The 14005-nt window shown below is 63.1% G+C and carries 10 protein-coding genes; 3 read left to right on the top strand and 7 right to left on the bottom strand.

What is annotated here, in order from left to right:
* The 4 genes from ABLE91_RS28645 to ABLE91_RS28630 all read right to left on the bottom strand — a co-directional run.
* A partial coding sequence (locus tag ABLE91_RS28645) for a beta strand repeat-containing protein (protein ID WP_348935969.1) occupies positions 1–3349 on the bottom strand: 3349 nt, incomplete at its 3' end.
* Entirely contained in the window at positions 3346–3660 is a 315-nt protein-coding gene (locus tag ABLE91_RS28640; protein ID WP_348935968.1) for a hypothetical protein, read from the bottom strand. The genes ABLE91_RS28645 and ABLE91_RS28640, both read right to left, overlap by 4 nt.
* Before the next feature lie 493 nt (positions 3661–4153).
* Complete coding sequence (locus ABLE91_RS28635) at positions 4154–4537, bottom strand: C40 family peptidase (protein WP_348935967.1); 384 nt, start codon at positions 4535–4537, stop codon at positions 4154–4156.
* Positions 4538–5888: 1351 nt separating this feature from the next.
* Positions 5889–6230 carry a hypothetical protein gene (locus ABLE91_RS28630; RefSeq protein ID WP_348935966.1) on the bottom strand — a complete coding sequence of 114 codons (342 nt, stop codon included), beginning with the start codon at positions 6228–6230 and terminating at the stop codon, positions 5889–5891.
* 268 nt (positions 6231–6498) lie between these two features.
* Here ABLE91_RS28630 and ABLE91_RS28625 point away from each other — a divergent pair, with 268 nt between their 5' ends.
* Together ABLE91_RS28625 and ABLE91_RS28620 are read left to right on the top strand one after the other, a co-directional pair.
* Positions 6499–9357, top strand: a complete 2859-nt coding sequence (locus ABLE91_RS28625; protein ID WP_348935965.1) for a DUF4114 domain-containing protein — start codon at positions 6499–6501, stop codon at positions 9355–9357.
* Positions 9358–9497: 140 nt separating this feature from the next.
* The gene (locus ABLE91_RS28620) at positions 9498–9662 is read left to right on the top strand and encodes a hypothetical protein (protein WP_348935964.1); all 165 of its coding nucleotides are present in this window, start codon (positions 9498–9500) and stop codon (positions 9660–9662) included.
* Positions 9663–9830: 168 nt separating this feature from the next.
* Here ABLE91_RS28620 and ABLE91_RS28615 read toward each other — a convergent pair whose 3' ends face one another.
* From ABLE91_RS28615 to ABLE91_RS28610, 3 genes are all read right to left on the bottom strand, one after another.
* Positions 9831–10331 carry a Spy/CpxP family protein refolding chaperone gene (locus tag ABLE91_RS28615; RefSeq protein ID WP_348935963.1) on the bottom strand — a complete coding sequence of 167 codons (501 nt, stop codon included), beginning with the start codon at positions 10329–10331 and terminating at the stop codon, positions 9831–9833.
* Positions 10332–10390: 59 nt separating this feature from the next.
* The gene (locus ABLE91_RS29015; RefSeq protein WP_510182013.1) at positions 10391–10714 is read right to left on the bottom strand and encodes a GCG_CRPN prefix-to-repeats domain-containing protein; all 324 of its coding nucleotides are present in this window, start codon (positions 10712–10714) and stop codon (positions 10391–10393) included.
* 520 nt (positions 10715–11234) lie between these two features.
* Complete coding sequence (locus ABLE91_RS28610; protein WP_348935962.1) at positions 11235–11456, bottom strand: hypothetical protein; 222 nt, start codon at positions 11454–11456, stop codon at positions 11235–11237.
* Positions 11457–11678: 222 nt separating this feature from the next.
* Between ABLE91_RS28610 and ABLE91_RS28605 the strand changes: the two genes are divergently transcribed.
* Positions 11679–13607, top strand: a complete 1929-nt coding sequence (locus ABLE91_RS28605; RefSeq protein WP_348935961.1) for a hypothetical protein — start codon at positions 11679–11681, stop codon at positions 13605–13607.
* Positions 13608–14005: the final 398 nt, after the last annotated feature.

The following is a 14005-nucleotide window of genomic DNA, read 5'->3' as shown; positions in this document are numbered from 1 at the left end:
ACACGCCCACCTGGCCCGCCCAGGGGGCATAGCCGCCGTTCACCCCCAGCCAGGGATTGGCCGAGGTCCAGTTGCCTCCGCCGCCGCGCGTCGTACCGTCCGCGCTCCAATATTGCACGGAGGTGTCCAGCGTCGTCGCCACCACGTCCAGGGTCGTCGCCTGCGTGTCGATCTGGAAGCTGTAGCCGGTGGGCGTCTGGCCCAGCACCATGCCGGCATTGGTCAGCGTCCCGCCGGTGGAGAACACCCGGTAGACGCCCACCCCGTTGCCCGGCGCGCTCTCCAGGTTGAGGGTGCCGTTGACCGTGGCGTTGCCGGTGACGGTGAAGATGCTGCCGGCAGGCACGGGCGACAGCAGGTTGATGGTGGTGATCGCCCCGGCATCCATCATCAGCGAGCCCATGGTGAGCCCGCCGATGTTGGACCCTTGCGTGGTCCAGCCCAGCGTGCCGCCGGCCGCCACGCTCACCGCCCCGGTGATGGTGCCGCCCACCCCTTCCAGCGTCGCCCCAGAGGCGACGGTGACGTTGCCGCCCAGGATGCCCGCAGAGGCACCGCCATGGTTGCTGACGAACAGGATGCCCTCGTTGACCTGCGTGGTGCCGGCAAAGGCGCTGCTGTTTCCGCTCAGGGTGAAGGATTCCACACCCTGCTTGATCAGGGTGCCGGTGCCTGAAAGCGACCCGGCATAGTCGAGGAAGCCGGTCTGCGCCACCACCGTCAGGGTCTTGGTCCCCAGCGCCACGAGACCGCCCGCCGAGGTGCCCGCCAGATCGTTGATGGTCGCCCCGGAGGTGGTGCCGGAAATGTCCAGCGTCCCGCTCACCACGACCCCGGATGACGACGCGATGCTGCCCGCGCCGGACAAGGCCAGCGTCCCGGCCGAAATGGTGGTCGCGCCGGTATAGTCATTCGGGCCCGACAGGGTCCACGTGCCTTCGCCATACTTTGTCACGCCGCCGGCGCCCGTGATCACGCCTGACGCGACGCCGTCGCTGGCGCCCCCCAGGCTCACGATGTGGCCCGCTGTTGTGATGCCGCCGCTCAGGGTGAGGCCTAGCGAACCCTGGGAAAAGCCGGCCATGATGCTGGCATCGTCCGTCAGGGTGATGGCGCCCGTCCAGACGGCATTGCTGGATGCCGCCGTGAGCGCGCCGTTGCCGGTGTTGGCAGGATCGAACCCGAAGCCGGCCAGCGACAGTGCCTCGCCGGCAATCGTCAGGCCTCCGAGAACCATGAGGGTCGCGCCGGACTGGACGATGGTCCCGTTGCTCGTGCTGCCGAGCCCACCCGCAAACTGCGTTACCAGCGTTCCACCGGCGACCGTGGTAACACCGGTGTAGGCATTGTTGCCCCCGAGTATCCAAGCGCCGTCACCGGTCTTGGTGACGCCACCGATGCCGGCCGTGATCTCAGCTATGGAGCCGTTACCATTGCTCGAACTGGCGAGGGTCAGGTTTCCCGCGCCAGTGATCGTTCCGAGGATCACGTTTGAAGCGGCGTTATGGATGGTGGCGTCCGCCGCGAGCGTGACGCCGGCGCCGAAGCCGGTAAAGTTGGCATCACCCAAGATGACCAGCGCGCCGAGTTCTCCGGCTGCGCCCACACCCGACAAGGTGAAATTTTCAGAGAAGACCACGGAGGGGGAACCCGTATCGATCTTCAGCGTCGCGCCCGACGCGACCGTGGTGCCGGCGACACGATCGCCGAGCGCGGCGGAGTTGGTGACCGCCAGCGTGCCGGCGGAGATGGTGGTGACGCCGGTATAGGTGTTGGCGCCACCCAGGACCTGCGTGCCGGCTCCCTCCTTGATGAGGCCGCCAGTCCCCTCGAGTTCGCCGTCGAACGTGGCGCTCGGCACAGTGCCACCAACCGTCAGCGTGCGGTTGCCGAGCGTCACGACGCTGCCGGCGACGCCTGACAATGCACCGACGTTCCGGTTTCCCGTGGCCGCGCTGATGTCGAAGCCGGTTCCGGCGGCGGTAAGTGTCAGGGAGCCTCCCGATGAGAGACCGCCGATCCCGCTCAGCGCCAGTATGCCGCTATCGATTGTGGTGTTACCGGTGAAGGTATTGGCTCCGGTCAGCGTCTGCTTACCTGACCCCTGCTTCACGAGGCCGCCCTGACCGGAAATGACGCTCGCAACAACCCCGTCCGGTGCGTAGCCGAAGGTCAGCGTATTGGTGCCGAGCAATATGGTGGTGCCCGCGCCGCCCGTCAGGAGGCCGACGGACCGGTCTCCGGAGGCCTGGCTGATGTCGAAGGTTGCACCGGGATTGACGAGGCTCACGGCCCCGGTCGCCGCAAGGGCGCCGTTGCCACTCAGCGCCAGCGTGCCGGCGCTGATGGTGGTGCCGCCGACATAGGTGTTGACCCCGCTGAGGGTCTGCGTCGCCGCCCCATCCTTGAAAAGGATGCCGGAGCCGTCGATGCTGCCCGCGAAATCCCCAAGGGACGCGCCGCTGATGGACAGCGTATTGGCGCCGAGCAGGACGGTGGCGCCGGCAACGCCCGCAAGGGCACCGATGGTCCGGTCTCCGGAGGCCGTGGAAATGTCGAACACGGCAGTAGCACCGGCCAATGACACGGTTCCGCCCGTAGAAAGGGCGCCGCTTCCGCCGAGCGCCAGCGTGCCGGCATTGATGGTGGTGCTTCCGTTGTAGGTGCTGGCGCCTGTCAGGGTCAGATTTCCGACGCCGGCCTTGGTGAGGGAGCCATTTCCCGAAATTCCCTGGGACATTGTCAGGGGCGTGGGCTGGTCGATGGTCAGGGAGGCACCGTTCTGCAGCGCTACACCGCCCGAAAGTCCCGTCGTAGCATTGGTGAACGTGAGGATGCTCGAGCCGCCGGTGAAGATGATCGCACTGGCGCGGTAGGCCTCATCTCCGTCATGGCCGCCGGTGAAGCCGCCGGCAATGGTGCCGCTGTTGATGATTGTGGCCCCGCCCGGGCCGACCACGAGGCCCGCGCCGCCTGCGCCCGCTGCGCCGGGCTGCGCCGTGCCAGACGGCGAGGTGCTCCCCAAGCCGCCCAGGCCGCCGTTTCCACCCTGCAGAGAGCCGGAATTCGTGAACGTGCCTGACTGCGAAAACGACAGCGCGTAACCGCCGGCTCCGCCCCCGCCCCCGCTGCCGATGCCCCCACCATTGGTGCTGCCATCGCCGCCAGTTCCGCCATCGCCTCCCTGGATATTCACCCCCGAGGAAATGGAGGAACCGCCAACCCCGGACAACACCAGGCCGATGCCGCCACCGCCACCACCACCACCGCCGGAGGCATTATCGCTCGTCGCGCCATCTCCACCGCGTCCACCGCTATAGCCAGCCGATATGGTTTGACTGCCAGTCAATGTTCCAGCGGTTCCACCACCACCGCCACCGCCGCCGCCTGCGCCATCAGCACCGGAAAGCGGATCGCCACCTGCTCCGCCGTTTGCGCCAGCGCCATCCTGACCAGGGGATCTATTCCCAGTAGGCCCACGGCCGGTGCCGCCGCCGCCGCCGCTGCCCACACCGCCGCCGCCTCCGCCGCCGAGAAAGGTGGGAGATCCGCCGCCACCGCTACCGCCGCCGCCTGCTCCAGTACCGCCTGTCGAACTGCCGCCACCCCCACCTGGGAAAAGCCCGTCGCCATAACCAGGGCCGCCAGTCTGGCCGACACCCGGATCGCCGGCCTGCCCGACAGTTTGAGCGTGCAGCGCAAGCGGCACTGCCAACATCACCACCCCGGCCAGGAAGGTCGCCGAGGACAAGTGCATGGCTCGCTTGCGGAGGAGGCTGATGCTGGTCTTGTGAGCGACACTGACGAAAACGCCGCCCGGCACAGCCGGATCTGGCTGCCCATAGGCGCTCCGGAACTCCATCAGCATCTCACTGCCCCGCAAATCAATCCCAGCCGAGAATATGCGCGAAACTTCAGCAAGGCAGGAGGCGTCATCATACCGTCATTGACGGTTTAGCGCACGAGGACCGCCCGCTCCAGGTTCCCTCGTGCGATACGCCTCTCCAGCCCGCCTCGCCCGGCGCAAGGTGGCCCTGCGTCAGAATCGCAACTTCGGAAAATAGCCGCGAAGCTCTCGTCCCTCCTATCCTCTAAATAGAGGAGGTGCTGGACGAGCGGCCGGATCATCCGCCGCTGTTGGGCCACAGGCTCATCAGCGCTCCGCCGCGCCCATGACAGGGCTGGCCTTGGAGACCTCCACGCCAAACTTCGGCCAGTTCAGCGCCCAATAGCGGTTGTCGATCATCGGCTCGCGCGGAAGGGAGACTGCGATACAGGTCTCCACGAAGTCACCACACCAGGGCAGCTTTGCAGGATCGCCGAGCGCGTGGCCGTCGCTCTTCAGGAAGTCCTTGAGCGCCTTGTTATCCCGGACCTCGTGCAAGCCCATCTTGCGCTGCGCCAGCGCGATCCAAGGCGTAAGGCTTTCAGCCACAGGCTCGGCGATACCGAGCGCCGCGAGCGTCTTCGGCCCGATCGTTCCGGGGTATTGAAGGTCAAGCTTCTGATCGGCCTGGAACTTCGTGAGTGCCGCCAATGTCAGGCGGCCGAAGTCGCCATCAATGCCGTCACCTGCGGGCCGCTCGTGCCCAGGTAATAGCCGAGCGCGAGCAGCCGCTGTTGCAGCTCCTTTGTGGTCATCGAGGTGTCCTATGGTTGAGGTTGAGACTGTCCGAATGCGCAGGGCCGGGCGACGGTGCATCCGCGCTATTCTTGGGTTGGCGGCGCAGTGGCTCGTGTCGCCACCTACGGAGTACCTAGCCCGGCGGGCCGGGCAGCCCCCCGCGAGCTCGGCCCGCACGCCGCGTTAAATCGTTTCCGGCGGCAAGCGATGTGATGTGGCTTCCGAAGCGGGTCCGTGTGACCTCAGACCTTGCGGAGCGCCTGGGGCTGAGCTCTCGGCCCGATGATGCTCAGCCCGTACTACTTTATTGCCGACCAATCTGGCGCCAGACCGTGAGACGGTCTGGGTCCGCGGGGCATCCGACATTCACCCGTTGGGTGGTGACCGGGCGGCGATTGCGCGCCCGCCCGGTCGCCTACCCTTAGGCCACCAAAAGTTGCATCCAATGCGGTATTGACTCTCCCGCGCAAGGCCTTGGCCATATTGGCCTTTCTGGATAATTTCCGGGCTCCGCCTTCGGACTGGTCAGCCACCGACCGAAAGCGGAAGGGCTGGGCCGAGATCAGCAACCGGTCCAGCCTCTCTGCTCCCGCATCTCGCGCGGTTTTGCGCATCGGTGGGTCGTTCATCTCCCGTTGCTAATTGTCCCTTATGATAAGTGGCCCGTTTGAAGTGTCCTCCCCCGGCACTGGGCGCCTGGCCGAGCGGATCACCGCTCGGCCTTTTCGCGGATAAATAGTGCCACGCCTCCGCTGCAATCGCGCCCTTGTGAATTGGCGTCAATTATTGATCAATTGATAGTCAATTTACCCAGCGGGGTTATCCTACATTCGTTCATTGGGTGGGGCCCAGGCGGCAATTGCGTGCCGCCCGGCAACCTCAGCTCGTGGCGAACCGCCCTTCCTGTTCAGCTCACGTTGCTTTTGGTGTGTTACGTATTCTTTCCCGGCTGCCTCTTCCCCCGCGGAGCCATCCGGGATCCGGTGAGCTGAGCGGGCTTTCCCCCCGCCCGCTCAGCTCATTCGGCAATGTTCGGGTAGGGCCATGGCGAGCACACAACCCGTTCATCTCGCGTTGCTTTTCACATGCGATCTTTTCTGACCCGGTAGCTTCCCCACGGAGTGATCCGGATCGCGCTGAACTATCCTCCGACTGATCAGCTCGCATTGCCGTTGGTTCATGCCTCCAGCACGCAACCAAGGGACGGCCCATGGGCTTACCGACATTCGCCGATGGGTAAGGGCTGGGCGGCAATTGCGGCCGCTCAGCCCACCTCGAGCCGCGACCTGAGCCCCGACACGTTACGATGGCCCGATATTCCGGCGACCCAAAAAGGCGCGTCCGGGTTGAGCTTGAGTAGATCGTCCCGGCAACGATCCAGGATCTTGATGGCCGCCTCGGAATGCGCCGGGATCCATATCCGCTTGCGGTGCCACGGGCTCACTGCTGCGTCTCCGAGAGCTTTTCGCCCGGCTTCAAGCGGTGATCCCGACGCCAACGCGAGAATGATGCAGGCAGCCTTCAGGCGGGCGTGATCGCTCGTCGAAATCTCACAGATCTGCGCCAAGGTCCGGAGCGCGAGGCCCGCCTTCTTCGGCGCGGACATGATCGAAGCGCGCGCGGTCACCTGCTAGCCAAGGGCTATGACCGATATCGGCGCACACTCGCCCGGTGCACCGTAGGCGAGAAGTATATCGCCGCGGCTATGTGCAAGCCGGCTGGGCACTCGCCTATGTCGCCTGCAGCCAGACCTACGAGATGTGCGCGGCCCTACGGCGGCGGCACTGACGTGGTCATGGTTGTCTTGCCAAATGGGTCTTTCTAAAAAGGAGACTTTAGTGGCCAGACCTACTTCGTTGCGATTGGGGGCATTGATGTCGGAAATTGCAAATTCAGCCTATCTCGACTTCACTAGCTATCGCACGACCTCGGCAACCGATCCTCTCGCAGCATACGGCATTAATCCGCAGGATATCAAGTATACCAATTCCACCATCAACGTGGGGCTTGTCCTCAACCGCGCGAACGACCCGACCGAGCTACTCAATGGCGACTGGGCGACTCGACAGAAGGCGCTTGAGACTCTGAGAGAAAACGGGACGCTTTGGTCCACCTATGGTGCCGATACGACCAATTACAATACCGTACTGAATGCCCTCACAAGCATGGGTATTCAGGTCATCGGTGATCCAACCGGATCAGATGGATACGTCACATCTCAAGCATCCCGGACCATCTGGCTGGCGCTGGACAGCTCTACATTCGAGCAGCTGTTCGGCACCCAGTTGTTGCGCGTCGGCCCGTCGCACGACCCCGACTATCTGTTCTGGAACGGCAATCTTTCCTTGCCGGATGCGTGGAATGTAGAGGGCATCTGGCCCGACCTTTGGGCCTCACGCGCAATTTCCAATCTCGCTGGCGACGCTTCGGTAACCTTGCCTCAGGGGCCGCAGGGCGTCGGTAACAACTCGACCGTGGGCCTTGCTTATTTCGCACAGGAGATCGGGCGATATTTCTACAACTTCCCCACCGCATGGGCAGACCAGCCGACCGGCGCAATCGGTCTGATCGAACCCGGCGTCGGCGATGCATTGCCCCCCGACGCCGAGCAGAGTTTTAAGGTGCTTCTGGACAAATTCCGTGAAGAGGCGGGACTCTCAACCCTGGGAAGCCATTACACTCAAGGTGCGAGCCGCCAGGAATATACGGGATCTGCGGGTGAGCGCGCGCTGGATGTGGGCGTCGTCACATCGGCGGCGCCAGGGAGCGAGATCGGCCTGTATGTCGGCTCGGGGTTTGGCGGCGCCTCCCAATCCACCACCTATACCGCCTATCAGGCGGCCTTCTGGGACTTGCTCCACAATCCTGGCATCATCTCCTCCTCGTTCATCGACGAGGTGAGGCCAGCGCCCAATTCCCCCTTCTGGATTGCTGCATATGAACTCTTCGTCGATGCCGCTCTGCGCAACATCAGCGTGTTTTCGGCCAATGGGGACGGCGGCTCAGGCGACCTGACGGGCAACGGCATCACCAACCAATATTCCACCTATATCAGCACGTATGGGATGCTGGTGGGTGGAACAGCGCTGAGCTCGGCCGTACAGGCTGCAGCGGACTCGACCCTCCAGGAAATCATCGCGGCGGTGGCGGCGGGAAACTCTTCCGTCATTTGGCAACTCGTCTCCGGCGGCATGACAAAGCTCCCTGTGGAGGGCTCCGCCAATTCGACCCTGATCGAGACCGTATGGAATTCATATTTTCTCAATGGCACCAATCTGGAGCAGGGCTACGGAGAGAACAATGCGAGTTCTGGGGGTGCCGATCCTTCACACCCAATTCCTTGGTATCAGCTGGCTTACGGCCTTAATCCGCTAACCGCTGATCCATATCACGAGCCCGGCCGTGGTACGCCCGATGTCTCGGCGCTGGCCGGTGGCGGCATGGATTACAAGGCGCCCGGCGAGAATATGAAGGGCATCTATGACGATTATGGCACCAGTGCCGCCACGCCCTTCTGGGCGTCCTTGACAGCGCATCTGAATGCTGACTTCGCAGAGATCGGGTTGCCACGGCTCGGCTATGCCAACGACCTCTTCTATATCGCCGCGGTGGTGGCGCCGGCGTCTTTCAACGACATCACGGTGGGTTCCAATATGTCCACCTTCTCCATGGGCGGGCCCATTTCAACCTCGTTTTATGGAGGCGGTACACAAACCATCACTCCGACCGGCTTCGGCGATCAGGCAGGGCCTGGCTACGACCTCGTCTCTGGCCTCGGCTCTCCCAACGCGACACTGCTGGCCCAAGCGCTCGCGGCGATCGCCACTGCGCAATATTATCATGACACTCCGAATGTGCTTGATTTGACCGAGACCGGAAACTGGCAGAGTTCCGTCGACCAGAGCTTGCTTTTCCAAGCCGTTCTCAGCTCGAACGCCAGTGTCGACGTTGAATTCGGCGGCAACCCGTTAAACTTTCCAGGGCAGATCAGCGACACCTTTGCGTGGACCACTCAATTCGCCCAGCAGACCCTTCAGTCTGATTTCTCACCCACGCTCGTCACAATGTTTGACGGTCAGGGGCAAGGCCCCCTGCTACAATCTGCTGTCCAGGCAGGAGATGAGCTTAATGTTTGGATTGGTGGCAGCCAGGCAGGGACGCCGCAAGGAACACTCTCGTCGCCCTACGGCTTCGTGGACTTTGTTTCCGGCGAGACAAACAGCGCGATCCAAGTGGCACGACCGGTCGCGATAGCGCAGACGGCGGAGGCAGCGGACGATCAAGTCGCGGTGCTGCGGATGCGCCAGAATGGCGTCGATGATACGTCCCTGCTGCTTTATCGAGTGGATGATCTTTCGGGCAGCATTAATGGGCTCCAGCCAGGTGACGCTGGATATGAGCAGGCTGCCGACGGGAGAGCTTACCATTTGGCGTCGGGCCGTACTTTCATAGGAGGTCCTGGATACGGTGAATATGGTGAAACCACGGTTCTGGGCGTGAACGCCGGCGACATCATCGCCATGAAGCTAACCAATACCACGGAGGGCGGCGCGTATTGGAGCTTCGACCAAGCCAACGAGACGGTGAATGGCCAGCATGTGGCGCACATTTGGAGTTACGGGCTTAACACGTGGGGATTCGACGATACTCGCGGCGGCGGTGATCAAGATTTCAATGATCTCGTTATCCAACTCGACTTCACTAGCGCCAGTGGAAGCGATTGGCTTGTTTAGGGACCGGCCGATAAATAAAAAACCTGCCGCCTCCATGCAGGACCGCGCGTAGAAGCGAAAAGCCCCACCAGAGGAGAGACCGGTGGGGCTTGAAAACGGCGGCACGGGGGCCTTGGGTTGCAGCCGTCCCTTGAAAGCCAATGACGCAAATCTGGTCCAGAAGCTACGGCAAGGAGCGTTCATCTTGGGCGTGGCAGCATGGTTGCAAGACCGATGCCGAGACCCTGACCTATTCCGTCATTACCGTCCTCACGCTGGCGTCCTGTGGGGCGCTGGCGTGGATCATTTTCCGAAACTGGCAGTGAGGGAAACGAAAAAACCCCGCGCGCTCGTCAGAGCGGCGGGGCGAAGGGGGATTGGGGCGACGGGGAAACCCGCCGCGCATACAACCTGTCGCGGGGCCGCAGGTTCCCTCCCCGGCGCCAGTGAAGGCGGCGGGGCTCATCTGGTGCGAGCCTGCCGTCAGGCTGGGCTCACTCTTCTTCCTCGAAGATCCACAGCTCGCTCGAGGGCTGGCCCACCCCCGGCTTCTCCATCATGCCGAGGAAAGCCGGAATACGGCGCTTCTGCACCGGCGTGAGCGAGGCCACGAACGGCTTTGCGGCCGCAACGAACCGCTTCAGGTCCGCCGCGCGCGCCGCCTCGTCGTCGGCAACCACCTCGAGGATATCAAGGAAGTCCTTCGGATCGGCCTTTTCGCGATTCTGGCGGCGCTGGGCGGCATTCTTGGAGATGTCGCGGATGGCGGTCTCCAGTGCCGGCCACAGCTTCTCCTGGTCCGGGGTCAGCTCGATGACCGTCTTGAGCGCCGCGAGGCGGGCATTCAGCACGGCGCGCGCGTCGGTCTCGCTATAGTTCGAGGTCGCAGGGGCCGACGCGGCCGGCTGCGCCGGCGCGGGGGTCTGCTGAGCAAAGGTAGGCGAAGTCGCGCCAAGCATGGCGGCCACCGCCAAAGCGGGGATGAAAGGCTTCATGGGGCTACCGGATCTAGAGGAAAGCGCAATTGGTGAAACAGGCAGCTTCCTGCGCAGGATCACTGCCATCCGCCGCCGGGCAGCCGCCCGTGGTACGGCGTATCGCGACAGTGCCCCCAGGGACCGCGCCAGTATCCGGGCGCGCAGCCATTCCCAACAGGCCCCGGGGGACCCTGATAGCCGCCGCCGGGCAGCGGTCCGTAATAGGGAGTGTCCCGGCAATGACCCCACGGTCCCCGCCACCAGCCCGCGCCGCAGCCTTGGGCAACCGGGGTCACCTGATCAGAGGGTGAGATCTGAAGCTGCATCGGAAACGCATCCGCCGAACCGACGGACAGGGCCACAAAGGCCACTCCCGCCACCATCTTCATTAAATGTCGCATGGCAAATCCCTGAAATCTCTGGCGAGCGGGAGAGTAGGATTAGTCTTTCGTTTTTTAAAGACGGATTGGCGAGCTCCCTCTGCGCAGCTTCGCTCGCCTGACGAGTAGGCAGATCTAATTGCAATGCAGCTGAGGCGCGGAAAGGAAAGGAATTGCCACGCTCGTTCGGAAGAGCGGGGCCCCATAGCTCCCAGGGAACCAATCAGCGGCATCCGCATTCTAAGCGTCGGCTTGTCTATAACGGGACACGTCGGAAATGGAGATTGCAACCTTCGGCCTTATCGGCATCGTCACCCTTGCCTGCTGCGGCGGCCTAATCTGTATCGTGATGCGGATGTGGCGCTGACCACGAAATCCCACGTGAATGTGAGTTGGCGGACAGCCAAGGTTCAGGCGTCGTGCCCGACACTTCCTGAATGTTCGCAGCCGATACACTGCCCTACCTGATTATCGCTGCGGTGACGCTCGCGTGCTGTGGCGGACTCATTTGGATCGTGCTGCGGCTGTGGCGGTAATGACCTCACGTCTTGTCTTCAGCCGCCGCCTGCGCGGAGGCAATGAAAGTCTCGAGGTCTGGGAACTCCGCTATGATCTCTTCCGGCAAGATGCCAACCTGAAAGGCTGATATCTTCAGCATCTCCAGATCGTGCTCCGCGCGCCGCCTGTCGCCGGTGCGAAATCCGTCCGCGGATATGTTCGATGCTATCCAGGCCCTCACGAAGGCTGCGGCTCGTTCGCTCATGGCTGCCCTCGCTCAAAGGCGCACGCTACCACAGTGAACACCAAAAGCCCCGCGGGGCAATCGGCGCAGCAACGACAGCTTCCATTGTTGCGCTCTGGCTGTACAGCTCAGCTGTGTAGCTTAATACCGTGGCGTTTAGTACCATAGAGCTTTAAGAGGGCATTCAAGCGGGGCATCCGCAACGTCGATCTCATCTCAGGGAAACATTGCAGGAGCGAACGCGTGAGCGAGGAATTTAATGGTCCCGCGTCCGGCGCCACCGCCTTCTCGGGCGCCACGGTCTTCGCCGATGCCAATGCCAATGGGTTGCTCGACCTCGGCGAAGCTTCGGTCACCACGGATGCCAACGGCATATACCGCCTTGCAGCAAGCGCCGCCCCGCTGATCCTGACCGGCGGGATCAACATCCTGACCCGGCAGCCTTTTGCGGGGACTTTGCTGGCGCCAGGAGGTTCCTCCGTCATCACGCCCTTGACCACCCTCGTTCAGAAGGTGGCGGCTCATAGCGGCGGTGATCTTCATGCCGCGCAGCAGATGGTCGCTGCGGCGCTCGGCCTGCAGTCCAACCTCGACCTCACCGCTCTCGACCCCATCGCCGCCACGCGCATGGGCGTGGCAGGTGCAGCGCAAGCGTTCGTCGCTGCGTCCATGATCCTCGATATCTTCCCCCGGCTGGACGCCGCCGGCGTCGGCGGCGACGACGCCTTCGATGGGATGGCGGCTTGGATCGCGGAGGGCGGTCATCCAATCGATCCGGCGGACCCCGCCGGATCACCCCACTCCATTTGGGCCAAAATCTTCGGCGCGCTGTCTGCGCTTGTATCTTTAATTGCTGCTGCGGCGACTGCTTCGCCAGCTACCTTCATCGACATCATGACCAAGATCGATGAGCTCCCCCCACAGCAGGGAAAGATCGTCAAAGAGGCCGTATTTACGGCTTTCGTCATCGCGGCCCTTGCCATAGCGTTGGCACCGAACCATCAGCCGCAGGCCCAGTGGGAGCCGCACGATCCCGTAACTTTCCTCAAGGATGTGGCAGCGATCATCGTCGCAGCCCATGATGGGGAAGTATCCGCAGCATTGGCCGCCGCGGGGTCCGATCCGACAGAGATGGCCCACGTCCTCGCCCAGTACAGCGGCGCCGCTCTCACCGCCAAGATCGCCGCCGCGCGCATGCATGTGGGTGGTCTTGGCGACAGCAGCGTGGGTGGCGGGGAAGTGCCGCTCAAGATCAGTCACGACGACCACGGCATCGAGCTGACGCTGGACGGCAGTAATGACGTCGCCGGCAACTGGATCCGGCTTACGGCACTGGATTCAGGACTGAAGGCGGGCTCCACTTTGCTGATCTACACGGTGGACGCCTTCGGCAATCTTATTAGTCGCACGGATCACGATGCTGGCGGTGACGTGACGCTGGAGCAGGCGACTATCGCAACCATCGGCGCGGCGACCGACGACCACGGTGCGCATCTGCTTCTTGGCGCGCAATCCGTCTATCTCCGGGCAGAAGAGCAGCTGCGTTTTGCGGTCCTCTCCAGCAATGGCAGCGTCGACGCGGCGTCGGGGGCGGACGTCACCGTGCAGCACGACGGCTTGCTGCAGGTGGCCACCGGCGGATTGCACCTCACCGCAGCATCCGACAACGCACTCTCCGATGCGGCTGAGCTTGCTGAAACCCAGAGGATTACCGGGAAGCCCTTTGTCCTCCTCCAGCAAGGTGAGACGCTGACGATCGAGCTGGCCGGCAGCGCCGCCAATACCAATACGCTTGGCTTCGTGCATGTGGACATCGATGCCGCGACCGGAGCCTGGAGTGTCGGCGGGGTCGCTTATGACGATAGCGACGCCTTTACCGAGGCAGTCCGTAGCCATCTGGATACCGGCTTCCTCAAGGCGCTCGGAGGCGACTTCGACACCGAAGCAAACTGGACCGTAGCTGGCGCGACCGGCTACTATGCGCCCGTCCTGCTCACGACATCCGGCGAAACCTTTGTCATTGGCAACGCCAACGCCGGCGGATACGAGTATATCCGCATGTATGGCGAGAACACATTTGGCTTCGAAGACCTCGCTTACCAACAGGGATCGGACTTCGACTATAACGACATGGTGATGCGGCTGACGCCGTCGCCGGACCATTTTGGCTGATCAGCACTCTATGATCTCGGGTCAGAGCTGCTGCAGATAGCCGTAATTCCGAGGCAAAGCGCTGCCAGGAGCCCTCCCACGAGGGTTCAACAAGATTGCATTCCCCACCTTGTTCGCCATAGCGTCCGTTGCGGTCTGCCACTTGCGTAGGTGCCGGAAATCGTCCGCACCTCGCGCCGCTCTTCCGGGTCATCGGCGTAGAGCCCCATGTCATCGAAGGCCGGACGCAGAGCGGCGGTTTCGACCATGCGGGCCAACGTCCCAGGTTTGAGTACCCCTCCGGCGCGGGCCGCCTTGCGGGTTGAGGCGCTGACGTGAAGTCCTAGGGATAATCCTAGGAGTAGTCATTTGACCCTGTCGCGAGTGGAGGTGATCACCTCGGTGGAGCGCCGGCGGCG

Origin of the sequence: Aquabacter albus (genome assembly GCF_040049275.1) — a bacterium.
Classification (GTDB): domain Bacteria; phylum Pseudomonadota; class Alphaproteobacteria; order Rhizobiales; family Xanthobacteraceae; genus Aquabacter.
The sequence above is the reverse complement of the archived record's forward strand: the minus strand, read 5'-3'. Positions and strand labels throughout refer to the sequence as shown.